The sequence below is a fragment of the Arthrobacter sp. TMS2-4 genome, assembly GCF_054511075.1.
The window spans coordinates 32,751-57,086 of record NZ_JBTNDI010000007.1; the positions used below are offsets into that span (position 1 = coordinate 32,751).

The 24,336-nt window shown below is 69.7% G+C and carries 27 protein-coding genes; 15 read left to right on the forward strand and 12 right to left on the reverse strand.

The features are described 5' to 3' along the window. Nucleotides 1-262 precede the first annotated feature (262 nt). Nucleotides 263-1,117 carry a pyrroline-5-carboxylate reductase gene (gene proC, locus ACX80F_RS10530; protein ID WP_459336345.1) on the forward strand — a complete coding sequence of 285 codons (855 nt, stop codon included), beginning with the start codon at nucleotides 263-265 and terminating at the stop codon, nucleotides 1,115-1,117. Here proC and ACX80F_RS10535 read toward each other — a convergent pair. Genes ACX80F_RS10535 through ACX80F_RS10545 form a run of 3 tightly spaced genes read right to left on the reverse strand, consistent with a single transcriptional unit; the run spans nucleotide 1,086 to nucleotide 4,456 of the window. Next, complete coding sequence (locus ACX80F_RS10535; protein ID WP_459336346.1) at nucleotides 1,086-2,399, reverse strand: glycosyltransferase 87 family protein; 1,314 nt, start codon at nucleotides 2,397-2,399, stop codon at nucleotides 1,086-1,088. The genes proC and ACX80F_RS10535 overlap by 32 nt on opposite strands. Further along, nucleotides 2,383-3,051, reverse strand: coding sequence for a potassium channel family protein (locus ACX80F_RS10540; RefSeq protein WP_043441864.1), 669 nt, complete (start codon nucleotides 3,049-3,051; stop codon nucleotides 2,383-2,385). Before ACX80F_RS10540 ends, ACX80F_RS10535 begins: the two co-directional genes overlap by 17 nt. Next, nucleotides 3,044-4,456: a TrkH family potassium uptake protein gene (locus ACX80F_RS10545; RefSeq protein WP_459336347.1), complete on the reverse strand. Its 1,413-nt coding sequence runs from the start codon at nucleotides 4,454-4,456 to the stop codon at nucleotides 3,044-3,046. Before ACX80F_RS10545 ends, ACX80F_RS10540 begins: the two co-directional genes overlap by 8 nt. Nucleotides 4,457-4,591: 135 nt before the next feature. Here ACX80F_RS10545 and ACX80F_RS10550 point away from each other — a divergent pair, with 135 nt between their 5' ends. The 4 genes from ACX80F_RS10550 to ACX80F_RS10565 all read left to right on the forward strand — a co-directional run bounded on the left by ACX80F_RS10550 (nucleotide 4,592) and on the right by ACX80F_RS10565 (nucleotide 7,069). Continuing rightward, nucleotides 4,592-5,794 carry an acetoin utilization protein AcuC gene (locus ACX80F_RS10550; RefSeq protein ID WP_459336348.1) on the forward strand — a complete coding sequence of 401 codons (1,203 nt, stop codon included), beginning with the start codon at nucleotides 4,592-4,594 and terminating at the stop codon, nucleotides 5,792-5,794. A gap of 59 nt (nucleotides 5,795-5,853) precedes the next feature. Next, nucleotides 5,854-6,399 carry an ArsR/SmtB family transcription factor gene (locus ACX80F_RS10555; RefSeq protein ID WP_459336349.1) on the forward strand — a complete coding sequence of 182 codons (546 nt, stop codon included), beginning with the start codon at nucleotides 5,854-5,856 and terminating at the stop codon, nucleotides 6,397-6,399. Between the two features lie 164 nt (nucleotides 6,400-6,563). After that, on the forward strand, nucleotides 6,564-6,776 hold the full coding sequence (locus tag ACX80F_RS10560) for a helix-turn-helix domain-containing protein (RefSeq protein WP_459336350.1): 213 nt from the start codon (nucleotides 6,564-6,566) through the stop codon (nucleotides 6,774-6,776). A 194-nt stretch (nucleotides 6,777-6,970) separates the two neighbouring features. Beyond that, nucleotides 6,971-7,069 (forward strand): 30S ribosomal protein bS22, encoded by a 99-nt coding sequence (locus ACX80F_RS10565; protein WP_003792170.1) that lies wholly within the window; start codon nucleotides 6,971-6,973, stop codon nucleotides 7,067-7,069. A gap of 111 nt (nucleotides 7,070-7,180) precedes the next feature. On the opposite strand, the gene ACX80F_RS10570 is transcribed toward ACX80F_RS10565, so the two are convergent. Further along, nucleotides 7,181-7,993 (reverse strand): HAD family hydrolase, encoded by an 813-nt coding sequence (locus ACX80F_RS10570; RefSeq protein ID WP_459336351.1) that lies wholly within the window; start codon nucleotides 7,991-7,993, stop codon nucleotides 7,181-7,183. Nucleotides 7,994-8,046: 53 nt separating this feature from the next. On the opposite strand from ACX80F_RS10570, the gene ACX80F_RS10575 reads away from it, so the two are divergent. Further along, nucleotides 8,047-8,310 (forward strand): glutaredoxin family protein, encoded by a 264-nt coding sequence (locus ACX80F_RS10575; protein ID WP_459336352.1) that lies wholly within the window; start codon nucleotides 8,047-8,049, stop codon nucleotides 8,308-8,310. 196 nt (nucleotides 8,311-8,506) lie between these two features. Further along, nucleotides 8,507-9,193: a redox-sensing transcriptional repressor Rex gene (locus ACX80F_RS10580; RefSeq protein WP_459336353.1), complete on the forward strand. Its 687-nt coding sequence runs from the start codon at nucleotides 8,507-8,509 to the stop codon at nucleotides 9,191-9,193. 25 nt (nucleotides 9,194-9,218) lie between these two features. Here ACX80F_RS10580 and ACX80F_RS10585 read toward each other — a convergent pair whose 3' ends face one another. Together ACX80F_RS10585 and ACX80F_RS10590 are read right to left on the reverse strand one after the other, a co-directional pair. After that, nucleotides 9,219-9,854 carry a hypothetical protein gene (locus ACX80F_RS10585; protein WP_459336354.1) on the reverse strand — a complete coding sequence of 212 codons (636 nt, stop codon included), beginning with the start codon at nucleotides 9,852-9,854 and terminating at the stop codon, nucleotides 9,219-9,221. A gap of 201 nt (nucleotides 9,855-10,055) precedes the next feature. Beyond that, nucleotides 10,056-10,613 (reverse strand): YceI family protein, encoded by a 558-nt coding sequence (locus ACX80F_RS10590; RefSeq protein ID WP_459336355.1) that lies wholly within the window; start codon nucleotides 10,611-10,613, stop codon nucleotides 10,056-10,058. Between the two features lie 152 nt (nucleotides 10,614-10,765). Between ACX80F_RS10590 and ACX80F_RS10595 the strand changes: the two genes are divergently transcribed. From ACX80F_RS10595 to ccsB, 5 genes are all read left to right on the forward strand, one after another. Then, on the forward strand, nucleotides 10,766-11,443 hold the full coding sequence (locus tag ACX80F_RS10595; protein ID WP_459336356.1) for a histidine phosphatase family protein: 678 nt from the start codon (nucleotides 10,766-10,768) through the stop codon (nucleotides 11,441-11,443). Between the two features lie 90 nt (nucleotides 11,444-11,533). Continuing rightward, entirely contained in the window at nucleotides 11,534-12,103 is a 570-nt protein-coding gene (locus ACX80F_RS10600; protein WP_459336479.1) for a TlpA family protein disulfide reductase, read from the forward strand. 57 nt (nucleotides 12,104-12,160) lie between these two features. Then, nucleotides 12,161-12,916 (forward strand): cytochrome c biogenesis CcdA family protein, encoded by a 756-nt coding sequence (locus ACX80F_RS10605; protein WP_459336480.1) that lies wholly within the window; start codon nucleotides 12,161-12,163, stop codon nucleotides 12,914-12,916. Nucleotides 12,917-12,967: 51 nt separating this feature from the next. Then, on the forward strand, nucleotides 12,968-14,689 hold the full coding sequence (resB, locus tag ACX80F_RS10610) for a cytochrome c biogenesis protein ResB (RefSeq protein ID WP_459336357.1): 1,722 nt from the start codon (nucleotides 12,968-12,970) through the stop codon (nucleotides 14,687-14,689). Beyond that, complete coding sequence (gene ccsB / locus ACX80F_RS10615) at nucleotides 14,689-15,714, forward strand: c-type cytochrome biogenesis protein CcsB (protein WP_459336358.1); 1,026 nt, start codon at nucleotides 14,689-14,691, stop codon at nucleotides 15,712-15,714. The genes resB and ccsB overlap by 1 nt, the downstream gene beginning before the upstream one ends. Before the next feature lie 598 nt (nucleotides 15,715-16,312). Here ccsB and ACX80F_RS10620 read toward each other — a convergent pair. After that, nucleotides 16,313-16,762, reverse strand: coding sequence for a PLD nuclease N-terminal domain-containing protein (locus tag ACX80F_RS10620; protein WP_459336359.1), 450 nt, complete (start codon nucleotides 16,760-16,762; stop codon nucleotides 16,313-16,315). A gap of 30 nt (nucleotides 16,763-16,792) precedes the next feature. Here ACX80F_RS10620 and ACX80F_RS10625 point away from each other — a divergent pair, with 30 nt between their 5' ends. Further along, nucleotides 16,793-17,098, forward strand: a complete 306-nt coding sequence (locus tag ACX80F_RS10625; protein ID WP_459336360.1) for a DUF4229 domain-containing protein — start codon at nucleotides 16,793-16,795, stop codon at nucleotides 17,096-17,098. A 37-nt stretch (nucleotides 17,099-17,135) separates the two neighbouring features. Here ACX80F_RS10625 and ACX80F_RS10630 read toward each other — a convergent pair whose 3' ends face one another. From ACX80F_RS10630 to ACX80F_RS10640, 3 genes are read right to left on the reverse strand one after another with little or no spacing between them, the layout of a single operon-like run. Beyond that, nucleotides 17,136-18,023 (reverse strand): 1,4-dihydroxy-2-naphthoate polyprenyltransferase, encoded by an 888-nt coding sequence (locus tag ACX80F_RS10630; protein ID WP_459336361.1) that lies wholly within the window; start codon nucleotides 18,021-18,023, stop codon nucleotides 17,136-17,138. A 48-nt stretch (nucleotides 18,024-18,071) separates the two neighbouring features. After that, nucleotides 18,072-19,202, reverse strand: a complete 1,131-nt coding sequence (locus tag ACX80F_RS10635) for an AMP-binding protein (RefSeq protein ID WP_459336362.1) — start codon at nucleotides 19,200-19,202, stop codon at nucleotides 18,072-18,074. A 7-nt stretch (nucleotides 19,203-19,209) separates the two neighbouring features. Continuing rightward, nucleotides 19,210-20,163: a 1,4-dihydroxy-2-naphthoyl-CoA synthase gene (locus ACX80F_RS10640; protein ID WP_459336363.1), complete on the reverse strand. Its 954-nt coding sequence runs from the start codon at nucleotides 20,161-20,163 to the stop codon at nucleotides 19,210-19,212. Between the two features lie 120 nt (nucleotides 20,164-20,283). Between ACX80F_RS10640 and ACX80F_RS10645 the strand changes: the two genes are divergently transcribed. Beyond that, nucleotides 20,284-21,087: a tyrosine-protein phosphatase gene (locus tag ACX80F_RS10645; protein ID WP_459336364.1), complete on the forward strand. Its 804-nt coding sequence runs from the start codon at nucleotides 20,284-20,286 to the stop codon at nucleotides 21,085-21,087. Here the strand turns inward: ACX80F_RS10645 and ACX80F_RS10650 are convergent. Beyond that, nucleotides 21,084-22,022: an SGNH/GDSL hydrolase family protein gene (locus ACX80F_RS10650; RefSeq protein WP_459336365.1), complete on the reverse strand. Its 939-nt coding sequence runs from the start codon at nucleotides 22,020-22,022 to the stop codon at nucleotides 21,084-21,086. The two genes, ACX80F_RS10645 and ACX80F_RS10650, sit on opposite strands and share 4 nt — an antisense overlap. A gap of 126 nt (nucleotides 22,023-22,148) precedes the next feature. After that, complete coding sequence (locus tag ACX80F_RS10655; RefSeq protein ID WP_459336481.1) at nucleotides 22,149-22,520, reverse strand: hotdog fold thioesterase; 372 nt, start codon at nucleotides 22,518-22,520, stop codon at nucleotides 22,149-22,151. Between the two features lie 523 nt (nucleotides 22,521-23,043). Between ACX80F_RS10655 and ACX80F_RS10660 the strand changes: the two genes are divergently transcribed. After that, nucleotides 23,044-24,336, forward strand: coding sequence for an ABC transporter substrate-binding protein (locus ACX80F_RS10660; protein WP_459336366.1), 1,293 nt, complete (start codon nucleotides 23,044-23,046; stop codon nucleotides 24,334-24,336).

The following is a 24,336-nucleotide window of genomic DNA, read 5'->3' on the forward strand; positions in this document are numbered from 1 at the left end:
TCCATCTCCGACCGACTGCGCCCGCCCGGTGAAGGAGCTGTGACACCCCCGACCCCCTCCGCCGTTAACGAGGAATGGCGCCGGTGGACGGTCCGGATGGTGGGGGATCCATCCGGTGCCACCGACGCCGGGCCGGATCAGGAAGTTCCGGCCGCATCACTCGCACCCTTATGAGGTACCTCCAACAGTAGGGTCCCTCCTTGTGCTGCAACACCACGCACGCTGGGAGTAGCCTGTGAGGCCCTCGTGGCAGGATGGGACCATGACGACCCACGGCGGCCCGCGCATCGCCTTCCTCGGCTGCGGATCCATGAACGAGTCCATCCTGGCCGGCCTCCTCGCCGCCGGCCTCGCCCCCGAGCGGGTCACCGCGACGGTGCGGCGTGCCGAGCGCGCGGCGGAGCTCGGGCAGCGGCACGGCGTCACGGCCCTCGCGACGACCGACGACGACGGTGCGAACACCACGGCCGCGCAGGATGCCGACGTCGTCATCCTCGGGGTGAAGCCCGCCGGCACCGTCGCGCTCGCCCGCGAGATCGGCCCCTCCCTGAAGCCTGCCGCCGTCGTCCTCAGCGTCGCCGCCGCCGTCTCGACCGCGATGATCGAGGCCGCACTCCCCGACGGCCAGCCCGTCATCCGCTCGATGCCCAACACGCCGTCGCGGCTCGGCAGGGGAGTGCTCTCGATCTCGGCCGGGACCGCCGCGGGTCCCGGGCAGATGGCGCAGGCCCGGGAGCTCCTGGCGTCCGCCGGGACCGTCGTCGAGATCCCCGAGGACCAGGTGGACGCCCTCTCCGCGGTCAGCGGATCCGGGCCGGCCTACGCGTTCTACCTGGCGGAGGCGATGGCCGCCGCCGGCGTCGAACTGGGGCTGGACGCCGACCTGGCCGCGCTCATCGCCCGGGAGACCGTCGCGGGAGCGGGCTTCATGCTCGCCGAGGAGGGCGCGGACGCCGCGACCCTCCGCCGCGCCGTCACCAGCCCCAACGGGACCACGCAGAGCGCTATCGAGACCTTCGACGAGCTGGGCCTTCCCGGCATCGTCGCGGACGGTGCCCGCGCCGCCACGGCACGCGCGGCGGAGATCACCCGCGAGCTGACGCGTCCCGCCGGCTGACGGGCCGGAGCGACCACAGGATCAGCAGGGCCACCGGGAGGACCACGCCGAGGCCGGTGAAGAGCCGGAGCGGCAGCGGCCCCTCGCCGGAGACCGCGCCGGTGAGGGTGAGGGTGACGGTGATCGAGGAGAACATCATCACGGGCACCAGGAGCGCCAGCAGCGTCCGTCCCACTGCGCGTGGGGCCCTCGCCTGCCGGCGGGCGAGGACCCAGCCGGCCGGGAGCACCAGGGCGATCCACACCCAGTGGTGGAACCACGAGATGGGCGAGATCGCGAGCATGACCACGGCGTTGGCGGCGATCGCCCGCACGGGGTCGCCGTCGTCGTCCGCCCGCAGGATCGCGACGTAGCCGACCGCGATGACGGCCAGGGACGCCAGGAGCCACACGGGCCGCTGCAGGCCCTCCACCAGGCCCGACTGGGCCACCACCGAGTTCAGGGACACATTGTAGAGATCGGCCGTCGCCCCCACGCGCGAGGCGTCGAAGAGCGCGCCCAACCAGAAGATCGCGGACTCGCGGGGTGCCAGGAACCACCCCACGGCCACCGTCGCGGCGAAGGACGTGGCCAGCCAGGCCAGGGACCGCCAGTCGCGGCGCGCGAGGAACACCAGGCCGAAGGCGAGCGGTGTCAGCTTGATCCCGGCGGCGATCCCGATGAGTACGCCCGAGGGCAGCCGGGTGGAGCGCAGCAGGTCGGCGAGGATCAGCACCATGAGGAGGGCGTTGACCTGTCCGAACCCGAGGCCCTCGCGCCAGGGCCCGCCCACACCGATGAGCAGCATGGCGACAAGGACGGCGACGGGACCCCGCCAGCCGGCCCGCGGCGCTCCCGGCAGCACCCCCGACGCGCGCAGGTAGCGCACGACGACGACGGACACGCCTACGAGACATACACACGTCAGGGCGGTTACGATCCCGAGGGCGAGGGCCTCCGGAACGAGTGCGAGGGGCACGAAGAGCAGGGCGGCGAACGGCGGGTAGGTGAAGGGCAGGCCCCGCGTGTCGGTCTGGATCAGGGCGTCGTCGTACAGGTCCTTCTCACCCGCGCGGCCGAGCAGCGCGAGGGCGCCCTCGCGGTACACCGAGAGATCGAGCCCGTGGATCTGTGCGGCGAGCACGACGGCGGCGAGCACGAGGGCGCCGCCCGCCGCGGCAGCCCACCGGCCGGCCGCCGACCGCGCAGCTGCGGCGGGTGTCCGGCGGCCCGACACTCCGGAGCTGCGCTCCCGTCGCGACGACGGCCCGGAGGTGTCCGTGCGGCTAGGGTCGGCCGGCAAAGCGCTCCAGCAGGTCCACGTGCCCGGATACGATCAGCATGTCGCGGCTGGAGACCTTGGTATCGGGGCGGGCGTAGGTGAAGTCCTCGCCGGGGGACTTGACGCCGACGACGGTGACGCCGTACTTCGAGCGCACCGAGGACTCCGCGAGGGTGAAGCCCTGGGTCTCCTTCGGCGGGTACATCTTCACGATCGCGAAGCCGTCGTCGAACTCGATGAAGTCCAGCATGCGGCCGCCGACGAGGTGCGCGGCGCGTTGGCCGGCATCCGCCTCCGGGTAGATCACGTGATTGGCACCGATGCGCTTGAGGATCTTGCCGTGCGAGGGCGTGATGGCCTTGACCCACAGGTGGTCGATGCCGAGGTCCACGAGGTTCGCGGTGATCAGTACGCTCGATTCGATCGAGGTGCCGACCCCCACCACGGCCGCCGAGAACTCCTGGGCGCCGAGCTGGCGGAGGGCGTCGAGGTTCGTCGCATCGGCTTCGACGACGTGCGTGAGGATGCCGGAGAACTTCTGCACGAGCTGCGGATCCCGTTCGATCGCGAGCACCTCCCGTCCCTGGCGGACGAGCTGTTCCGCGGTCGCCGCGCCGAACCGGCCGAGGCCGATCACGAGGACGGGTGCGTTGTGGGCGGGTCTTTCAGCCAATGATCGGCCTCTCGTCGGGGTAGCGGTACAGCGTGCTGCGTTGCCTCAGCGCGAGGGCCGAGGCGAGGGTGATGGTGCCCATGCGCCCGGCGAACATCAGGGCGGACAGGACATATTTTCCTTCGGGCGGCAGCTCGGCGCTCAGGTTGGTACTCAGGCCGCAGGTCGCGAACGCCGAGATCACCTCGAAGACCACCTTGTCGAGCGGCTCGTCCGTCATGCTGAGGAGCAGGCCGCTGCCGATCAGGACGAGGGTGGCGCCCATGAAGATCACGGAGATGGCCACCCGCATCACGCCGGAGGGGATCGTCCGGCCCCAGGCCCGGACGTCCGAGTCACCGCGGGCCTCGGCAACGATGGCGAGGAACATGACGGCGATGGTGGTCACCTTGATACCGCCGGCCGTGGATGCGGAACCCCCGCCGGCGAACATCAGGGCGTCCGTCAGGAGCATCGTCGTGGTTGTCATGTCGTTCTGGTCCACGAGGTTGAACCCGCCGGAGCGGGTCATGATCGAGGCGAAGATGGCATGGATCACCCGGTCCGTGACGCTGAGCGTGCCGATCGTGCCGTCGTTCTCCCATTCCAGGAAGCCCCACGCGAACGTTCCTGCCACGAGCAGGATCAGCGACACGGACACCGTGAGCTTCGCGTGGAGCGTCCACTTGCTGAGGCGGTGGCGCACCTGCACGAGAACCATGACCACCGGGAAGCCGAGGCTGCCGAGGAACACCCCGACCATCAGCGGGGTGAGGATCCAGAGGTCCGTCTCGTACGGGACCAGCCCGTCGCTGTGCGGGGTGAATCCGGCGTTGTTGAAGGCGGAGATGGCGTAGAAGATGCCGTGCCAGAGCGCCTGCCACCAGGGCTCCCCCAGGATCATGAAGCGCGGGATGAGGACGATGGCGAGGACGATCTCGATCAGAACCGACGTCGTGATGACGATCCGCAGGAGCGTGCCGATCTCGCCGAGCCGGCTCGCATTGTTGAGCGCCGACTGGGCCAGCAGCTTCCCGCGCACCCCGAGCCGCTTGCTCACGATCAGCGCGAGCAGCGAGGCCAGGGTGAGGGTGCCGAGCCCTCCGATGAAGATGCCCAGCAGGATCACCAACTGGCCGAAGAAGGACCAGTAGGTGGCGGTCGACACCACCGTGAGGCCTGTGACGCAGACAGCGGACACCGCCGTGAAGAAAGCATCGTGCAGGGGCGCCGCCGTCCCGCCGCTGGTGGCCATCGGCAGGCTCAGCAGCGCGGTGAACACCAGGATCACGGCGCTGAAGATGAACAGGGCCAGGCGCGCGGGCGAGCTGTTCGCAAAGGAGTCGACGAAGTCGCGGATCGAGGCCAGCAGCCTGATGTACCCGCGGCGATCGTCGGTCAGCCACCGTGGCTGTTGACCTAACATTGACGTCTGCTCTGCCCTGTCCGCTGGTCCTTCCGCCGTACCGGCGCGAAACCATGCCTGATTGTCCCTTGCAGTAGTAAAGCATCTCACCGCTGCGCGTCGTGGAGATATCCCGCATCGCGTAGCCTTTCAGGAATGTCTACGCACTCACGGTCGGCGGTGCCCCTCCAGGTCGCCTGGGACGAGTCGATGCTGGCCTACGACTTCGGCGGGCAGCATCCCATGAACCCGGAGCGGCTGCACCTGACCGCCCGCCTCGCGCGCGACTGCGGGCTGTTGGACCTCGACGGCGTGACGGTCGCCGCTCCGCCCGTGGCCTCGGACGACGAGCTGTCGGCGGTGCACAGCGCCGACTACATCAGGGCCGTCCGGCGGGTCAGCAGCGACCCGGGTGCCTCGGACGCCGCGAGGGGCCTGGGCACGGAGGACACCCCCGCCTTCGCCGGGATGCACGAGGCCAGCGCCCGGCTCGCCGGCGGGTCGCTCGACGCGGCCGAGGCGATCCTCCGGGGCTCCGCCGTCAGGGCGGTGAACTTCGGCGGCGGGATGCATCACGCGGCGCGGTCCCGCGCCAGCGGTTTCTGCATCTACAACGACGCCGCGGCCTCCATCCAGCGACTGCTCGACCGCGGCGTCCAGCGCGTCCTGTACATCGACGTCGATGCGCACCATGGCGACGGGACGCAGAGCATCTTCTGGGACGACCCCCGGGTCATGACGATCTCCCTGCACGAGACGGGCATGAGTCTCTTCCCGGGCACCGGCTTCGCCAGTGAGATCGGGGGTCCCGGAGCGGAGGGGTACGCGGTGAACGTCGCGTTGCCCACCGTCGCCGGGGACGCGGCGATGCTGCGGGCCTTCCACGCCGTCGTGCCGCAACTCGCCGGGGCCTTCGCACCCGAGGTCATCGTGAGCCAGCACGGCTGCGACTCGCACCGCGAGGACCCCCTGACGAACCTGCGGGTCAGCGTCGATGCCCAGCACGCGCTGATGGTGGGCGTACGGGACCTGGCGGACCGCCTGTGCGGCGGACGGTGGATCTCGACCGGGGGAGGAGGGTACGCCCTGGCGAGCGTGGTGCCGCGGTCCTGGTCGTTGCTCGTCGCGGTGGCCGCCGGTGCACCGACGGGCCCCACGACCCCAGTCCCGGCCGCGTGGCGGGAGTACGTGCTCGAGCGGCACGGTGTGGAAGCGCCCCGCCTGATGGGTGACGGCGCGGACATCTGGTGGCGCTCGTGGGAAGTCGGCTACGACCCCAATGACGATCTCGACCGGACGGTCATGGCGACCCGGAAGGCCCTCTTCCCGCTCCACGGACTGGACCCCTGGTTCGACTGACCGGGACCCGCCGGTCGCGTCCGGATGCCCTGCGGCGTATATATCGTTAGGGTAGGCGAATGGGAATCGATGATGTATTCGCCGTCATCGCCGAAGGCACACGCAGGCAGATCCTCGAGAACCTGCGCGGCGGCGACAGGGCGGTGGGGGAGCTCGTGATCGAGCTGCAGGTCAGTCAGCCGACAGTGTCGAAGCACCTGAAGGTCCTGCGTGAGGCGGGTCTGGTGAGCATGCGTGCGCAGGGGCAGAAGCGCTACTACTCGCTCGACACCGCGCCGCTCGGCGTGGTGCGCGACTGGCTCGGCGGATTCGAGGCGGCAGCGGGCCCGGCGACTCCCGCGGTCGCCGGGGACGCCCGCAAGGATCGGCCGTCCCCGGACGTCGCAACGGTCGCCGAGGTCGTCGCCGCGCTCGAACCGGAGACGATCGACGCGCCGGGCACGGCGGACACGACGGTGCTGGCCGCCGCGGTCCTCGCGACGCCGTCGACCCCTGGCGGAAGCGACGCACCGCGTCCCCCGATGGGCCGGACCATGGGCCGCGCGGCGGAACGCGCGGCGGACCTGCTGGCCCAGCTGCGCCGGCGGCGCGATCCGTCGTCGTAGGCCGATCGGCCGTCTTTCACTCCAGTCACTTCAGCCACTAGAGTGATCCTTCAGGCGGATTATCCTCTTGCTACAAGGCGACACGCCGAACGATCACCCGGGCAGCGGCCTCGATGCCGCCCGAGGGTGAAGTGCAAGCCTCCATGCAAAGGAAAAGTGGTGAGATGGCAGACGGGAACAACTTCTCGGATGTGCAGTTCCTGACGGTCGCGGAAGTGGCCGACCTCATGCGTGTCTCGAAGATGACCGTGTACCGGCTCGTCCACGCGGGAGACCTGCCCGCCGTCCAGTTCGGCCGCTCCTACCGTGTCCCCGAATCCGCGGTCGAGGGGTTCCTCCACCGGGCGCAGGTCGACGGGCAGTCCGCGAGCGCCTGATCGCCGGTCGTCCGCGGGTTCTCCAAACGGATGTACCCTGTTAAGGAGCGTTTTGGGCGGGTCTCGAGCCCGCCCGACTTAGTGCATCACACGGGCAACTGCCAGCAGGCACGCGTCTTTCGTCATCACCGGGGCGTGTCTCGAGGCATCTCGCCGCAGTCCGCCCTGGCAACACAACAGTTTGTGAGGACTCTATGGGTTCAGTAATCAAGAAGCGCCGCAAGCGTATGGCAAAGAAGAAGCACCGCAAGCTGCTTCGCAAGACCCGTCACCAGCGTCGCAACAAGAAGTAGGCAGTAGTCCGGCCCAGCGCCGGAATATGCCGACCGGCCCGGATTCCCGCTTCTCCGCGTGGAACCCGGGCCGTCGTCGTTCGCGGGGTCTTTCGACCGACGTTCCGGAGGTCAGGGGGGCCTGAACCGGGAGTACCCGCGCCACAGCCCGTAGGCGGACCCGACGACGGTGGCGGCGCGCAGGCCGAGGGTCGCGGCCCGCCGTCCGCTGCGGAAGTCGTAGACGGGCCAGTTGTTCGTGCGGGCATGGCGGCGGAGCCGGCTGTCCGGGTTGATCGCCACCGGGTGCCCGACGGCGCTCAGCAGCGGGATGTCGTTGTAGGAGTCGCTGTAGCCCCAGCAGCGCGTGAGGTCCAGGTTCTCCCGCTGCGCCAACTCGAGCACGGCTACGGCCTTGGCCGGCCCGTGCAGGAACTCGCCGACCAGTCTGCCGGTGTACAGGCCGTCCGCGACTTCCCCCACGGTGCCGAGGGCCCCGGTGAGTCCGAGGCGGCTCGCGATCACGCCCGCCACCTCCACGGGGGTGCCGGTCACCAGCCAGACCTGCCGGTGCGAGCTCAGGTGCTGTTCGGCGAGGGCTCGCGCGCCGGGCCAGATCTTCGAGGCGATCATCTCGTCGTAGACCTCCTCGCCCAGGGCCAGGACGTCCTCGTGGGCGATCCCGATCGCGAAGGCGAGGGCGGCGTCGCGCACGGAATTCACATCGGTCATCGTCTCGCCGCGCATGATGAAGCGGAGTTGCTTCCACGCCAGGCCCGCGGCGAAGCGCAGCGTGAACGCCTTGCGCTGGTACATCTTGCGGCCCACATGGAAGAGGCTCGCGCCGCGCATCAGCGTGTTGTCCACGTCGAAGAAAGCTGCTTCTCCCGCGACTGTCGCCGAAGGCTGGAGGATCGGGTGCGTGACCCGGGCGGCGTCCGGCATGCCCCGAGTCTAATTCTTCGGCCGACGCCGCACGATCGCAGTACCGTGGGGGGATGGAATCTCCTGCGGAGCTGCCCGGTGTCGGCGTCGTGCTCCTCACCCGCCACGGGTGCCATCTCTGCGAGGACGCCCGCGCCGTCGTGCGGCGGGTGACCGCCGACCTCGGACTGGGCTGGCGTGAGGTGAGCGCAACCGAGGCCCCCGTGCTCGGTGCACGCTTCGCGGAGGAACTGCCCGTCCTGTTCATCGACGGCGTCCAGCGCGACTTCTGGTCGATCGACGAGGCGAGGCTGAGACGGCTGCTGGCCGCCCCCTGACGGACTCCGGCCGACCCTCGCCGAACCTGGTCGGCGCTAGCTCGCGGCCGCCCGTCGTCCGGCTTGGAGGCCCCGCCTCGGCGGCATACAGTGGTGGTACTTCCGCCCCCGACGCCGAGGGTTCACGGAACCGCGGCTCCCGCACCGGGGATCGGCGGTGCTAGCAACGGAGCCGATGACAGTGACAACGCCGGACATGCCAGGCCTTCACCGCGTGGACGAGGCGGCGCGCCACATCCCTCCCGCGTCTCTCGCCCGCCTCACCATCTACCTGCGGGCCCTGAATTCCCTGCTCGCCGAGGGCATCGAGCGGGTCTCCTCCGAGGAGCTCGCGGACGCCGCCGGAGTGAACTCGCCCAAGCTCCGCAAGGACCTGTCCTACCTCGGGTCCTACGGCACCCGGGGCGTCGGCTATGACGTCCAGTACCTCAACCGGCAGATCTCGGTCGCCCTGGGACTGACGCTCGACTGGCGTGTCGCGATCCTGGGCGCGGGCAACCTGGGACGGGCCCTCGCCGGGTACTCGGGGTTCGGTTCGCGCGGCTTCGAGATCGTGGCGCTCTTCGACGCCGACCAACTCGTCATCGGCTCCGAGGTGGGCTACCTCCGGGTCAGCGCCGTGGACGACCTCGAGACCGTGCTGGAGCGGACCCGGACCAACATGGCGGTGCTCGCAGTCCCGGCGCCGGTAGCCCAGGAGCTGTGCGACCGGCTCGTCACGGCGGGGATCTGCAGCATCCTCAGCTTCGCGCCCGTAGTGCTGCAGGTGCCGCCGCACGTCCAGCTGCGCAAGGTGGACATGTCCACCGAGCTGCAGATCCTGGCCTATCACGCGCAAAGGGCGCAGGAGCCGGACCTCGGTCCGATCTCCCGCGCCCAGTAGGCAGGGTTCTGCGTAAGCCCCGTTCTCAGTACCCGAACTTCTGCGGCGCGAAGTACGGCCGCGACGGCTTCAGGTAGGTCAGGACGACGCCGGCGACGAGGAGGAGCGTGACCAGCACGCTGGACACCACGGACAGCACGGGTGTATCGGCCACCGGCTGTCCGGCCGACTCCGCGGCGGCGGCGAGCATGGGCATCAGCAGGACGGTGGCAAGCGTGCCGAGCACGCTGAGCGCGGCGAGGACGGTCGCGGTGATTCGTGCCCAGTTCCGGCCCCGACGGATGAAGACGGCCAGGAGGACGTACAGGGCTGCGATGATCACCGAGATGAGCACGCCGATCCCGACCCCGACCGCTGCTCCCGCCATATCGGGCACCTCCGTCGTCAGGGCCGAGATGATGGACGACACCAGGTACACGACACCCGCGGCGAGGATGAGGTAATAGGCCCGCTGGACCTCCTTGGGTGCCGGTCCCTTCTCGGCGACGCCGGGAGCACCCGACGTCGGGTAGGCGTAGTTCGGGGACTGGAGGCCGTCGTCCTGCCGCCCGTACGGCGACCGGGCCTGCGGGGACGAGGGATTCTGGTTACCGCCCGATGCCGGAGGGTTCCAGCCGGCCCCGCCGTTCGGCCCGTTCGGGTTGTCCTGTGGTGTGCTCATCGTCGCGTCCTTCGCTGATCAGGTGGTGGTCATCCGGCCGATGGTGCCCCCCATGGACGCGCCGATCGTGGATGTGGTCACCGTCAGCCTAGTCCGCAGGCTCCTGGTGACGGCGTGTCGAAACGCCGACGGCCGGCGTCGCCGTGATGGCGATGCCGGCCGTCGGGCCTGCAGCCGGGCGCCGGGCCCGGAGGCGACGGATCAGACCGTGGCGACCGCGGGCGCCACGAAGGCGGCCTCGATCGTGATGGTCACCTTGTCGCCCACGAGGACGCCGCCGGCTTCGAGGGCCGCGTTCCAGGTGAGGCCGAAGTCCTTGCGGGAGATGCTCGTGGAGGCGGAGACCCCCGCGCGGGTGGCACCGAAGGGATCCACGGCCACGCCGTTGAACTCGGCGTCGAGGACCACGGGCTTGGTGATGCCGCGGATGGTGAGGTCACCGTTGATCTTGTAGGTCTCGCCGGAGCCCTCGTGGGAGGTGGAGACGAAGGTCATCTCGGGGAACTGCTCGACGTCGAAGAAGTCGGCGCCCTTGACGTGGCCGTCGCGGTTCTCGTCGCCGGAGGTGAAGGAGGCGGTCCTGATGGTCGCGGAGATGCTCGAGTCCTCGAGGGACGAGCCCACGGTGAGCGCGGCGTCGACGTCCTGGAACGAGCCGCGGACCTTGCTGATGCCCGCGTGGCGGACGCTGAAGCCCACCTCGCTGTGGGAGGGGTCGAAGGACCAGGTGCCGGAGGTGAGGCCTGAGGGAACAGTCATGGAGAACTCCTGAGGATGGGGGGCGTACGGGTGCTTACAGATACCAGAAGCATGCATATGCATGTTTTATTCCGCGAATCCGTCAAAGGTTCAACAAAAGCCGGTGCAGGGGTCGATTGGCTGTCGCGCACGGCATGCGCGAAACTGGAAGGATGCAGCGATCAACCGTCCACCTGGTGCGCCACGGTGAGGTCCACAACCCCGAGGGGGTCCTCTACGGGAGGCTCCCCGAGTTCCATCTCTCCGACCTCGGCCGTCGGATGGCCGCCCAGATGGCCCGACACTTCCAGGAACAGCGCGACGACGGCGCCGACATCGTGCATCTGGTGGCCTCGCCGCTGGACCGCGCGCAGGAGACCGCACGGCCGCTCGCGGACACCCTCGGGCTCGCCATCTCCACCGATGAACGCATCATCGAGGCGGAGAACCGCTTCGAGGGGATGTCGGGGATCAAGAGCAGGATCCGGCACCCTCGCCACTGGCCGTTGCTCGTCAACCCCCTCCGCCCGTCATGGGGCGAGCCCTACCGGGCGCAGGTCGAACGCATGATGGCCGGGATCCACGACGCACGGCGCCTGGCCCTCGAGCTCAGCGCCGACAAGGGCTCGGACCGGCCCGCCGAGGCCGTTCTGATCAGTCACCAGCTCCCGATCTGGGTCACGCGGTTGGCTGCCGAGCACCGCCGGCTCTGGCACGACCCTCGTCAGCGCGAGTGCACGCTCACGTCCATCACGTCCCTCGACTTCGATGGCGGGGCCATCCGACGGGTGCGCTACGCCGAGCCGTGCGCTGACCTGCTGCCCGAGGCGGCGAATGTCCCCGGCGCGTAATAGAATTACTACACGTCGTAGAAATCAACGGAAGAAGCCGTGACTCCACCCCTCCGTCCCGCACCGCGCCGCCGCCTGCTCAGGCTGCGGATGGCGCTGGCCTTCGCCCTGCCGCTCTCGCTCGGGGTGACGTCCTGCGCAGCGGAGGATCCCCTGGCCCAGCAGGCCGCCGCGGGAGACGGCAAGAACTACATCGCGGGCGACGGCTCGGTCACCGAGTACGCGGTGAGCGACAGGGGAGAGCCCGTCGAGGTCTCCGGCACCCTGTTCGACGGCACCGCGGTGTCGAGTGCCGACTGGGACGGCCAGGTCACCGTGCTCAACTTCTGGTACGCCGCGTGTGCCCCCTGCCGTGAGGAGGCCCCCGACCTCGTCTCCCTGCACGAGGACTACGCCCCGCAGGGCGCGGCCTTCTACGGCGTGAACATCCGCGACGAGAAGGCCACGGCGGAAGCCTTCGAGCGGAGTTTCGACATCCCGTACCAGAGCTTCGACGACAAGGACGGCGGCGTGCTGCTGGACATGACGCAGTACGTCCCGCCGCAGGCTGTCCCCACCACGATCGTGCTGGACCGCGAGGGGCGCGTCTCGGCCCGGATCCTCGGACTCGCCGACCGCAGCACGCTCAAGGCCCTGATCTCCGATGCCCTCGCCGAATAGCGCGCGGGGCCAGGAACGCCGATGACGGGGCCCCTGGCCGCGTCGACGCCCTTCGCCGTGGGCAACGCCTTCGCCGACGCCGTCCTGAACGGCTCCATGCTGCTGGCACTGCCCGTCGCACTCCTGGCGGGACTCGTCTCCTTCGCCTCGCCCTGCGTCCTTCCCCTGGTCCCCGGCTACCTCGGATACGTGACGGGGCTGACCGGCGTCGATCTCGAGAAACAGAAGAAGGGCCGCATGCTCGCGGGGATCGGCCTGTTCGTCCTCGGCTTCTCGGTGGTCTTCATGGCCTACGGCACGCTCTTCGGCCAGCTCGGGGCCTTCCTTCGGGTCTCCCAGGGGTGGCTCCTCCAGGTGCTCGGCGTGATCGTGATCCTCCTGGGCATCATCTTCATGGGCGGGTTCTCCTGGTTCCAGCGGGAGAGCCGCCTCCACGCCAGGGTGCCGGCGGGACTCCTGGGCGCTCCGCTCCTCGGGGTGACCTTCGGGCTCGGCTGGGCGCCGTGCATCGGTCCCACCCTGGGTGCGGTGCAGCTGCTCGCCATCTCCGGCAACGACGCCACGGCCCTGAAGGGTGCTGTCCTCACCTTCGTGTACTGCCTCGGGCTCGGACTGCCGTTCCTGCTGATCGCCCTCGGCGTGCGGCGGGGCATGGGTGCACTCGCGTTCTTCCGGAGGCACCGGCTCCTCCTCCAGCGTTCCGGAGGCGGACTTCTCGTGCTCGTGGGCGTCCTCATGGTCACGGGCGTCTGGAACCTCTGGATCACCCAGTTGCAGGATCTGCTGATCGGCAACGTCGTCCTCCCGATCTGATCGGCGGGGGCGCACGGCACGGAATCGAAACGACTTGATGGAAGGCCCACAGTGAAGCAGGACGTCACGCAGGACACGAGGGACAGGCCGGGCGCCGCGCCGTCCCGGTCCGACGTCGTCCTGCCCTCCCTCGGGTTCCTCGGGACCCTCCGCTGGGCCTGGACGCAGCTCACGAGCATGCGCACTGCGCTCTTCCTGCTCCTGCTGCTCGCCGTCGCCGCGGTTCCCGGCTCACTGTTCCCGCAGCGCCCCGCCAATCCGGCCGTCGTCACGCAGTACATCCAGGACAACCCGGACACGGGGCCCATCCTCGACTGGTTCCAGCTGTTCGACGTCTACTCGTCGGTCTGGTTCTCGGCCATCTACCTCCTGCTCTTCGTCTCGCTCATCGGGTGCGTGATTCCCCGGGCGATCGCGCACTTCCGCGCCGTGCGCTCGAAGCCGCCCCGCACGCCGAAGCGGCTCTCACGCCTGCCCGTCCACGGCACGCTCGAGGTGCCGTCGGACCAGGCGCGTGCTGCGGGGCTCACCCCCGCGACCGCCGCCGAGCAGGCCGCCGCCATCCTCCGGAAGCGCGGCTACCGCGTGGATGTGCGGGACGCCGGGACGGACCGCCCTTCGGTTGGCGCCGAGCGCGGACTCGCCAAGGAGCTCGGGAACCTCGTGTTCCACACCTCCCTGATCGGGGTCCTGGTCTCGGTGGCCGTCGGAGGGCTGTTCGGGTACAACGGGCAGAAGATCGTCGTGGAGGGTGACAGCTTCGTCAACACCCTGATCGGCTACGACTCCTTCAGCCCGGGCTCCAACTTCTCCGACGAGCGGCTCGAGCCGTACTCCCTCCGGCTGGACTCCTTCGACGTCCGCTTCGACCGTGACCAGGAGAGCCATTACGGCCAGCCCCTGGACTTCACCGCGAACGTGACCACCCAGGACGGTCCCGGCGCCGCAGAGGAGTCCCGGGTCCTCAAGGTCAACGCGCCGCTCACGATCGGCGGGACGAACGTGTACCTCGTCGGCAACGGCTACGCGCCGGTGGTCACGGTGCGCGACGGCGAGGGCAACATCGCTTCCCAGGGCCCGGTCGTCTCGGTCCCGTCGGACGGCCTCTACACGTCGCTCATCGTCATCAAGGCTCCGGACGCGAAGCCGGACCAGCTCGGGTTCGTGGGGTTCTTCCTCCCCACCGCGTTCGTGGACGAGGAGGGCGTGTCCTTCTCCCGCGACCCGGACCCCTTCAACCCGCAGCTCAACCTGAACTCCTACTACGGGGACCTGGGGCTCGACGACGGCACTCCGGAGAACGTGTACGTGCTGGACACCGAGGACCTCACGGAACTGAACAGCCGTACCAGCGACGACGGCGGGATCGTGCTCGGCGTGGGCCAGACCTACGACCTGCCCGAGGGCAAGGGATCGGTCACGTTCGACGGGCTGAAGCGCTACGTCGCCCTCGACATCCACCACGATCCGGGGGAGGTCGGCGCGCTCGTCTTCTCCACCCTCGCACTGCTCGGGCTGACTGCGTCGCTGTTCATCGGACGCCGGAGGCTCTGGGTCCGCACCGGGGAGCACCCGGACGGCCGTCTCATGGTCGAGTACGGGCTGCTCGCGCGCGGCGAGGACCACAGACTGCCCGCGGAGGGGGAGGCCGTCGAGAAGCTGCTCAGGGACCGCTGGTTGGTGCCCGACGGCGGCACGGGAGAATATAAGGTGCCGGAGGCCGCGTCGTCGGCAGGCACGGGGCAGTCGCACCACAACGCAAAGGACAACTGATGCCACAACCAGTCAACGCAGAGCTCGGGCAGGTCAGTGAGCTCCTCATGCTGCTGGCCTCCATCGCCTATGTGGTGGCCCTGATCTTCTTCGTGCTCGATCTCGTGCGGTCGAGCAAGACCATCGGCTCACTCGAGGCCCGGCTCGCCGCGGAACTGGCCGCACCGGCCCTCGCCGGCGTCGGTGCGCGGCGGGGCGCGTCGTCGACCGACGCGTCGACCGGTCCCGCGACGGCCGACGACTCGATGGACTACGGCTCGGGGCCACGGCGCGGTGCCGCCCGCATCGCGGTCGCCCTGACCGTGCTGGCCGCCGTCATCCATGGAGCTGCCGTCGTCACCCGAGGCGTCGCAGCGAACCGTGTGCCGTGGGGCAACATGTACGAGTTCTGCACCACCGGTGCATTCCTCGTCGCCGTGATCTTCCTCGTCACGCTGACCCGCAAGGATCTCCGCTTCGTCGGGTCCTTCGTGATCGGCCTCGTCGTCGTCATGCTGTGCGCGGCCACCGTCGGGTTCCCCACCCCTGTCGCGCGGCTGATCCCGGCGCTCCAGAGCTACTGGCTGATCGTGCACGTCTCCATCGCGGTCGCCGCCTCCGCGCTGTTCACCATCACCTTCGCCATGTCGGTGCTGCAGCTGCTCCAGTCCTCGCGTGAGGCGAAGCTCCTCGCGGGCAAGGCGGATTCGGCCCGGTTCCTGCGGCTGGTGCCGTCCGCGCTGAGCCTCGAGAACCTCGCCTACCGCCTCAACGCCATCGCGTTCGTGGGCTGGACCTTCACCCTCATGGCCGGCGCCATCTGGGCCGAGCAGGCCTGGGGCCGGTACTGGGGCTGGGACACCAAGGAGGTCTGGACCTTCGTGATCTGGACCGTGTACGCCGGCTACCTCCACGCCCGCGCAACACGAGGGTGGACGGGGACGCGTGCCGCCTGGCTGTCGATCGTCGGCTACCTCTGCATCGTCTTCAACTTCACGATCGTCAACATCTACTTCTCGGGCCTCCACAGCTACTCGGGGGTATAGACGAGCGACGGGGAGCCACCACGGTTCTCCAGCCCGGACACAGGAGAGCCCCGCAGCAGCAGCTGCGGGGATCTCCTGTGTCCGGGTTCCGTGTCCAGGGTGCCAGGGTGCCAGGGTGCCAGGGTGTCCGGGTCTTCGGCGCGATATGCCCACCGACCGAGGGACTTGGGTGGGGATAAACCGACATGCCCACTGACCTCATTCGGTCGGTGGGGGTGTCTGTCGTGGAGGGTCTCACCCGACCAGTGCGGATTGTGCGAGGGGCTCTCTCCCGACGCGGATCGTGCGAGGGGCTCTCCTGGCGCAGAATATGCCCACCGACCGACGGACTTCGGTGGGGATGAACCGACATGCCCACCGACCTCGTCGGTCGGTGGGGGTGTCCGTCGTCGAGGGTCCTGCGACCAGTGCGGATTGTGCGAGGGGCTCTTTCCCGGCGCGGATTGTGCGAGAGGCTCTCGCGGACTGTGCGAGGGGCTCTCCTGGCGCGGAATATGCCCACCGACCGGCGGACTCCGGTGGGCATGAACCGACATGCCCACCGACCTCCTCGGTCGGTGGGCATGCCCGTCGAGCAATCGCTTGTGAGGAGCGCCCGTCAGGGCTGGCGCGCGCCTGTGGGGCCCGGCCCGGCGTCGTCGTTGTCGTCTCCGCCGTCGTGCTTGCCGTCCTCCGCGGGCTTGTTCTCCCCGGCCTCGCGGGCCTTCGCCTCGCGCTCCTTCTGCTCCTGCTCGCGGCGGCGCCTCTCCTGCTCGCGGGCCTGCTGCCAGCGCTGGGCCTCGAGGTTCTGCAGGAAGGCGGGATCGTCGTCGGGGGCCGTCGGATGGCGGGGTGCCGGGCGGCGGGGACCGGGGGGCCGCTCCGTGCGCGGACGGCCCAGCAGGAACCACATACCCGCTCCGATGAGCGGAAGGAGAAGGATGGTGATGAACCACGCGGTCTTCGAGATGCTCCGCACTTCGTGTTTTCGGCTCATGACGCAGTCGATCAATGCATAGATGATGACGGCGACTCCGAGGATCGCGGCGAACAGCAGGAGGCGGGGCATGCGCCAATTGTAGGCGAGTAAACTTGGAGAGTGCCCTTCCTCAAATTCACTGCTCTCCGACTGCTCCTCATCGTCGTCTTCTACGTGGCGAGCGTGCTGCTGGGGCTCGGACTGTTCCTCTCGGCGGTCGTGGCCGCCATCCTCGCGTGGTGCGTGACGTACCTGTTCGCGCGGGATCTCCGGGATGCCGCCGCGGCCTCCCTGCAGCGCCGCATGACGCCCGGCGCCCCGCCGGTCCGGACGGCCGTCGAGCTCGACGACGCCGCCGCCGAGGACGCGCTGGACCCCAACACCCCCGTCAACGCCGACCGCAAGCCCCGCCGCGACGCCGCCTGACTCCCACCGCGGCGTCGTCGGGCGGGCGAGCGCCACGTCAGGCGAGGGTCCGCGTGACCACGATCCCCGCCGTGAACAGAATGCTGAACGCCAGGCTGATCAGCCCCGTCTGCTTGAGGACCGGGATCAGGCTCATGCGCTGGCTGCCCGTGAGCATCAGCCGGCTCGGCCTGAGGCACGCCGGGACGAGCAGCAGGACGAGCAGCATCCACGGATACTCGCCGCTCAGGAGCGACGGCAGCAGGACGGCGGCGGCGAGCATGATCACGTAGCTGATCCGCGCGGCCGTGTCGCCGAGCCTCACGGCCAGGGTCCTCTTCCCCACGACGGTGTCGGTGGGGATGTCCCGGACGTTGTTGGCCATCAGCAGGGCCATGGCGATCAGCCCCGTGCTGACAGCGCCGGTCCACGCGGCCGCGCTGAGCTGGCCCGCCTGCGTGAACGTGGTGCCGAGGGTCGCGACCAGCCCGAAGAACACGAAGACGAACACGTCGCCCAACCCGAGGTATCCGTACGGGTTCTTGCCACCCGTGTAGCCCCACGCGGCCGCGATGCAGCCCACGCCGACGAGCAGCAGGATCCATGACGCCTGCGACAGCAGGATCAGGCCCAGCCCGGTGAGCATGGCGAGGCCGAAGCAGGCGAACGCAGCGAGCTTGACGTGCCGGGGCTGCGCCGCGCCCGAGCCGGTGAGGCGCAGTGGGCCCACGCGGACGTCGTCCGTCCCGCGGACGCCGTCCGAGTAGTCGTTCGCATAGTTCACGCCGACCTGCAGCAGCACCGAGACGATGAGCGCGAGCGCGGCATTGACGGGCTTGAAGGATCCGAGCCCGAAGGCGGCCGCGCTTCCGACGATCACGGGGGCGAACGCCATCGGCAGCGTGCGGGGGCGGGCTCCTTCGAGCCACTGAGCGGCAGTCGCCACGGGTCAGTCCTTCGGATCGGATGCGTGCTACGGAATGGCGTCGAACGCCTAGGCGCGTTCGAGGAGCGCGTGGATGGCCCGACGGTCGGGCTTGCCGCCCGGCAGCAGGGGAAGGGCGTCCAGGGTCAGGATGACCTTGGGCACGGCCTGCGGTCCCAGTTCGACGTGCACCGCCTGCCGGATGATCTCGGCGTCGATCTCGCCGACGATCGCCGCGGCGACGGCGGCGCCCCACTCCTCACTGCGGATCCCGAGCACCATGGCCTGTTCGACGCCGGGCAGCGCCTGGATGACGTCGGAGACCCTTGTCGCCGAGACTTTCAGCGCACCGGTGATGATGACGTCGTCGAGCCGGCCGTGCACGGTCACGGATCCGTCCGTCGCCACGTCCCCGGCGTCGTCGGTCACGAACCAGCGCTGACCGGAGACGGAGACGAACTTCTCCTCGGTGAGTCGCGGGGCATCGAGGTATCCGTCGGCGAGGACGGGGCCGCCGATGCGCAGGCGGCCGTCCACCGAGCGGAGTTCGACGCCGTCGAGCGGTGTCCCGTCGTAGACGCACCCGCCGCAGGTCTCGCTCATTCCGTAGGTCTCGACGATCCTCAGGTCCTGGCTCCGGGCGAGGGACCGCAGGGACGCCCCGACCGGTGCTCCCCCGAGCAGGATGGCGTCGAAGCGGCGCAGCAGCCGGAGCGTCTCGGACGACGGGTCCGTGAGCAGCCTGTGGAGCTGCGTGGGCACCAGGGAGGTGAACCGGACGCGGTCGGTCAGTTCGGCGGCGGCGTCGGTGAAGGCCTGCGGCGTGAACCCGGCGGAGGTGTCCATGACCCAGGGCTGCGTCCCGGCATACAGGGAGCGCACGAGGACCTGGAAGCCCGCGACGTGGTGCACCGGCAGCGTGAGGAGCCACTGGCCCTCCGCCTTGAGGGCGAACGCGGTGCCCATGGCCGAGGCCGCGAGCGCGTCGACGCCGAGCATGGTCTGCTTGGGAGTCCCCGTCGATCCCGAGGTGCTGAGGACCGCCCCGATCCCGTCATGGGGCAGGTCGCCCGGGAACACCTGGTCAGCCGCTGCATGGGGGGCGACGGCGGGACCCTCACCGGCGAGGGCTGCGGCGAGGGGCTCGAGCAATCCGAGGGCGTCGAAGCCCTCGGGGGTGTGCACGGGGAGGAGTTCCACGCCGCTCCTAGAAGTAGTAGGGGAACGAGGACCAGTCCGGGGAGCGCTTCTCGAGGAACGCCTCCTTGCCCTCCACCGCCTCGTCCGTCATGTAGGCGAGGCGGGTCGCCTCGCCCGCGAAGACCTGCTGGCCGGCGAGGCCGTCGTCGGCGAGGTTGAACGCGAACTTGAGCATCCTGAGGGCCTGCGGGCTCTGGCGTGCGATGTCGGCGGCGTACGCGAGCGCCGTCGCCTCCAGCTCCTCGTGGTCCACGGCCTCGTTGACCGCGCCCATGTCCACCATGTCCTGGGCGGAATATTCGCGGGCGAGGAAGAAGATCTCCCGCGCCTTCTTCTGGCCGATCTGGCGGGCCAGGAGGGCCGAGCCATAGCCCGCGTCGAAGCTGCCCACGGTGGCGTCGGTCTGCTTGAACCTGCCGTGCTGCGCCGAGGCGATGGTGAGATCCGCGACGACGTGCAGGCTGTGCCCACCGCCGGCGGCCCACCCGTTGACGACCGCGATGACCACTTTCGGCATGGTGCGGATCAGGCGCTGCACCTCGAGGATGTGGAGCCGCCCGGCCCGTGCCGGGTCGATGGTCTCCTTCGTCTCGCCCTCCGCGTACCGGTAGCCGTCGCGCCCCCGGATCCGCTGGTCGCCGCCCGAGCAGAAGGAGTGGCCGCCGTCGCGGGGGCTGGGTCCGTTCCCGGTGAGCAGGACGGTGGCGACGTCGGGCGTCATGCGGGCGTGGTCGAGGGCCCGGTACAGCTCGTCGACCGTCCCGGGCCGGAACGCGTTGCGCACGTCGGGACGGTCGAAGGCGATCCGCACGGTGGGCAGGTCGCGGACGACGGCGCCGCCGGCGTCGCGCTCCACCTGGCGGTGGTAGGTGAGGTCCGTGAAGTCCTCGAAGCCCGTGACGACCCGCCAGCGGGTGGGGTCGAAGATGTCCGATACCTTGGCGGGGAGCTCTGAAGTCACCCGTCGAGTCTAGCGGCGCGGGCAGGGCGGGGTGCCCGGTCCTCCCGGTCGGGCGATGCCCCGGTGTGCGAGGCCCCCACCGCGCGGTGGGCGCGCAGGGGCGGTTGCTACGCTTCGGCCATGGACGCGACTCCGCTCACTGGCCTCGACGCTGCCGTCGACACGGCAGCCGTCGCCACCCCGGGCGCCGGACCGGCGACGGTAGCCGCCCCGTGGGACGGCGCGGTGAACGCGCGGGACCTCGGCGGCATCGGAGGCTCCGTCCAGCCGGGCAGGCTCTACCGCATGGGCCGCAACGAGTGGCTCACGGAGGCGGGGTGGCGCCGGGCCTGGGAACAGGGCGTCCGGACCGTCGTCGATCTCCGCCACCCCTTCGAACTGGGCCGCCGTGGAACGGACCCGCTTGTCAGCCCCGCTGGGGTCGAGCGGTTCGCCTTCCTCAACCTCCCCACGGAGGACCAGGCGGACGAGGAGTTCATGGCGCTCTGCGGGCCCTATCTCAGCTCCCCGGAGCACTACGGGGAGAACCTCAGCCGGTGGCCGGAGAAATTCGCCCGCGTCGCCCGGGCGTTTGCGGCGGCGCCGGCCGGGGGAGTGGTGATCCACTGCGCCGCCGGCAGGGACCGCACGGGGCTCGTGGTCGCGCTGCTGCTCAGCGCGGCGGGCATCGGCACCTCGGCGATCATCGCCGACTACGAGCGGGCCGTCCTCACCATGAACGAGCGTTACCGCGGCCAGGCGACGCCGCACGAGACGCCGAAGACGGACGCCGAGCTCGCGGTCTGGCTCGCCCGGGCGCGCCGGCAACTCGAGGACCTGCTGTCATCGCTCGACGCCGCGCAATACCTCCGCGACGCAGGCCTGACGCCGGAGGAGCTCACCGGCGTCAGGGCGCGCCTGACGGACCCCGCCTGGCCCCTCTAGCGCTGCAGCTGGGCCAGGTTCACGGAGCTGCGCACCGCGGGGAAGTAGCCGGACCGGTAGCCCTTCGCCGTCGGGTGCAGACTGTCGACGGCGCCGAGCTGGAAGGTGATCCACGGGTGGCGGGAGCCGAGGCCGTGGGACTCGAAGGCCGGCACCACGTCCACGAACTCGAAGCCGTACGCCTCAGCGTGACGCTCGATGAGGGCGTTGAGGGTGTCCGTCCCCGCGTTGAAGGCCTCCTGCGATGCCAGGGGGACGACCACGTCCGCGAATCCTGGGGAAGAGAAGATGACCTCGTTCCCGAACTCCGGGGAGAAGAGATGCGGATACCCGGTGACGACGACGGTGGCATGCGGCGCGGCGTCGCGGATGCTTGCGTAGAGTGCGTCGAGGTCGTCGGCCAGGCGGGGCAGGGTCGCGATCGCCGCCGCGATGGCCTGCGAGCAGACCGCCGTGGGCTGGGAGGCGCACACCGTGACCACGTCGCCGAAGCGGACGTCGTTGCCGCCCGCCGAGACGGTGACCAGGTCCGTGTCCTCCGTCAGGGCCTTCAGCTCGATGACCTGGGCCACCTGCTCCGGGAGGTCGAGGGCGCCGCCTGGCTCGATGGTCGTTCTGGCGCTGGCGCCGGCGCAGGTGGCATCGGCAGTCAGGTCCACCCTCTTCTTGCCGTCGAGGAGGCCGGGCAGCCCTCGAGGAGACTGCCCGCATGCGTTCACGTAGGGGCCCGCGCCGAACCCCGAGGCATACGAGTCCCCGAGCGCGACATAGGAGACCGGGTCCCTGGGGTGGGCGGCGGCGGGCCCGGCCGCCCCGCCCACCAGTGCAGCTATTGCCGTTGTCACAACGGCGAGGAGTGTCGCCGCACGGATGCCGCTCGCGTGCTTCGTGACCTTCGGGTCGTCCTGGCGGGGCTGGGCGTCATCAGTCATCATCGAGCTCCTTGGACTCCGTGGGTGCGGACCTCAGCGGCCCGGAGCCCACAGTAGGACCATGTCCGTTGCATCGACGTTGCACAACGGATCCCCGGGTCCGGAGCTGTCCGGTGCGGGCCGGCCCGGTCAGGAGCTCGCGGTGCCCGGGATCGGCCGGTCCAGCAGCAGGTTGGTGATGCGGAGCGTGCACAGGCGCCGTCCGGCGTCGTCCGTGATCAGCACCTCGTGTGTGGTGAGGGTGCGGCCGAGGTGGATGGGCGTGGCAGTGATGGTGACGGTGCCCTCCCTGACACTGCGGTGATGCGTAGCGGACACGTCGACGCCCACGGCGGTCCTGCCGAGCGTCGAGGCGTGGATCACCGCGGCCCACGACCCTACGGCTTCACCGACCGCGAGGGACGCGCCACCGTGGAGGAGCCCGAAGGACTGGCGGTTGCCCTCGACCGGCATGGTCGCCACCACCCGCTCGACCGACTGCTCGACGATGGCGACCCCCATCCGTTCGTCGAGTTCTCCGAGGGTGATGGTCCAGGGGGGTAGGGCTTCGTCGGTCACGGCGTGCTGCTCCTGCGATGGGTCGAGGGACGGGGGTCGTCCGCCACTCTAGTGCCGGGGCATTCCGCCCCGCGGCAGGCGCTCTTTGTAACGATTCGGTCGCGGCGGGCTCGGGATTACTGCGCTGACCTGCAGCGATGCTGGCCCCACCGTTGCCGGCGCCACCGTGGAAGCGCTCCCACTTGACAGTGTCGTACGTCACAGCCACCATGGAGGACATAGCGTGAGAGCGCTCCCACCGGGGTTACTTCCCGGAGGAGGTGCACTCCTCGCCGCTACCACCACCCGCATCCGCGGGGAGCTCATCCATGTGCTCCCACGTCCGTCGGCGCCTTCGACCTCGTGAAGGAAAGGCACCAGCCGACCGTTCCAGCCTGCGCCCCCGACGGACGCGGGTGCCATCAGGAAGTTCCATCCAGGAGCCGCTGCAGACGCAGGAGGATCCGAGTTGACGAAGGAGTCACCCGTGAAGAACCGAGCACGAATCACCGCCCTCTCCGCCGCGGCGGCATGCCTCACCCTGACCCTCACCGCCTGTGGGTCGGGCGGCGACACGAGCGCCGGAGTGGAGGGGGAGACCGGCACCGAGGAGGTCACCCTTTCCGTCGGTACGTTCAACGAATTCGGCTACGAAGAGCTCTTCACCGAATACGAGGAGCTCAACCCGAACGTCACCATCGAGCACAAGAAGGCCGCCACCTCGAACGAGGCCCGCGACAACCTCACCACGCGGCTCGCCGCCGGGTCCGGCCTCTCCGACATCGAGGGCATCGAGGTCGACTGGCTGCCCGAGCTGCTGGAGTACCCGGACCAGTTCGCGGATCTCTCCGACCCGGCCGTCGAGGGACGCTGGCTCGACTGGAAGACCGCCGCCGCCACGACGGAGGACGGCGCGCTCATCGGCTACGGCACGGATGCAGGGCCCCAGGCCGTCTGTTACCGCGCCGACCTGTTCGAGAAGGCCGGGCTCCCGAGTGATCGCGAGTCCGTCGCGGAGCTGCTCGAAGGCTCCTGGCAGGATTACTTCGACGCCGGCGAGAAGTTCGTCGCGGCGAGCGACGGCGTTGCCTGGTTCGACTCCGCAGGAGCGACCTACCAGGGCATGATCAACCAGGTGCAGAACGCCTACGAGGACAACGACGGCACGGTCATCGCCACCGAGAACCCCGAGGTCAAGGACATCTACGAGCAGGTCCTGCAGGCTTCCGTCGACCAGGGCCTGTCTGCGCACCTCACGCAGTGGGAGGACGACTGGGTGGCCAGCTTCCAGTCCGACGCCTTCGCCACCAAGCTCTGCCCGGGCTGGATGCTGGGCATCATCGAGGGCAACGCCGAAGGCGTCGAGGGCTGGGACATCGCTGATGTCTTCCCCGGCGGCGGCGGCAACTGGGGCGGCTCCTACCTGACCGTCCCCACCCAGGGCGACAACCAGGCCGAGGCCAAGAAGCTCGCGGACTGGCTGACGGCCCCCGAGCAGCAGATCAAGGCCTTCGAGTCGAAGGGCACCTTCCCCAGCCAGGTCGATGCACTCGAGAGCGACACGCTCCAGGGCCAGACCAACGCGTTCTTCAACGACGCCCCCACCGGTGAGATCCTCGCCAACCGGGCCGCCGCCGTCGACGTCACGCCGTTCAAGGGACCCAAGTACTTCGCGATCAACGACGCGATGCAGCAGGCCCTGACGCGCGTGGACGTCGACCAGACCGACGACGCGGCCTCCTCCTGGGAGAAGTTCGTGACCGCTGTAGGCGCTCTGTAA

Bases quoted from the DNA above. Each gene is read 5' to 3' on its own strand.
- proC (WP_459336345.1), top strand. From the start codon at position 263: ATGACGACCCACGGCGGCCCGCGCATCGCCTTCCTCGGCTGCGGATCC.
- ACX80F_RS10545 (WP_459336347.1), bottom strand. From the start codon at position 4,456: ATGTTAGGTCAACAGCCACGGTGGCTGACCGACGATCGCCGCGGGTAC.
- ACX80F_RS10550 (WP_459336348.1), top strand. From the start codon at position 4,592: ATGTCTACGCACTCACGGTCGGCGGTGCCCCTCCAGGTCGCCTGGGAC.
- ACX80F_RS10555 (WP_459336349.1), top strand. From the start codon at position 5,854: ATGGGAATCGATGATGTATTCGCCGTCATCGCCGAAGGCACACGCAGG.
- ACX80F_RS10560 (WP_459336350.1), top strand. From the start codon at position 6,564: ATGGCAGACGGGAACAACTTCTCGGATGTGCAGTTCCTGACGGTCGCG.
- ACX80F_RS10565 (WP_003792170.1), top strand. From the start codon at position 6,971: ATGGGTTCAGTAATCAAGAAGCGCCGCAAGCGTATGGCAAAGAAGAAG.
- ACX80F_RS10570 (WP_459336351.1), bottom strand. From the start codon at position 7,993: ATGCCGGACGCCGCCCGGGTCACGCACCCGATCCTCCAGCCTTCGGCG.
- ACX80F_RS10575 (WP_459336352.1), top strand. From the start codon at position 8,047: ATGGAATCTCCTGCGGAGCTGCCCGGTGTCGGCGTCGTGCTCCTCACC.
- ACX80F_RS10580 (WP_459336353.1), top strand. From the start codon at position 8,507: ATGCCAGGCCTTCACCGCGTGGACGAGGCGGCGCGCCACATCCCTCCC.
- ACX80F_RS10585 (WP_459336354.1), bottom strand. From the start codon at position 9,854: ATGAGCACACCACAGGACAACCCGAACGGGCCGAACGGCGGGGCCGGC.
- ACX80F_RS10590 (WP_459336355.1), bottom strand. From the start codon at position 10,613: ATGACTGTTCCCTCAGGCCTCACCTCCGGCACCTGGTCCTTCGACCCC.
- ACX80F_RS10595 (WP_459336356.1), top strand. From the start codon at position 10,766: ATGCAGCGATCAACCGTCCACCTGGTGCGCCACGGTGAGGTCCACAAC.
- ACX80F_RS10600 (WP_459336479.1), top strand. From the start codon at position 11,534: ATGGCGCTGGCCTTCGCCCTGCCGCTCTCGCTCGGGGTGACGTCCTGC.
- ccsB (WP_459336358.1), top strand. From the start codon at position 14,689: ATGCCACAACCAGTCAACGCAGAGCTCGGGCAGGTCAGTGAGCTCCTC.
- ACX80F_RS10620 (WP_459336359.1), bottom strand. From the start codon at position 16,762: ATGCCCCGCCTCCTGCTGTTCGCCGCGATCCTCGGAGTCGCCGTCATC.
- ACX80F_RS10645 (WP_459336364.1), top strand. From the start codon at position 20,284: ATGGACGCGACTCCGCTCACTGGCCTCGACGCTGCCGTCGACACGGCA.
- ACX80F_RS10650 (WP_459336365.1), bottom strand. From the start codon at position 22,022: ATGATGACTGATGACGCCCAGCCCCGCCAGGACGACCCGAAGGTCACG.
- ACX80F_RS10655 (WP_459336481.1), bottom strand. From the start codon at position 22,520: ATGGGGGTCGCCATCGTCGAGCAGTCGGTCGAGCGGGTGGTGGCGACC.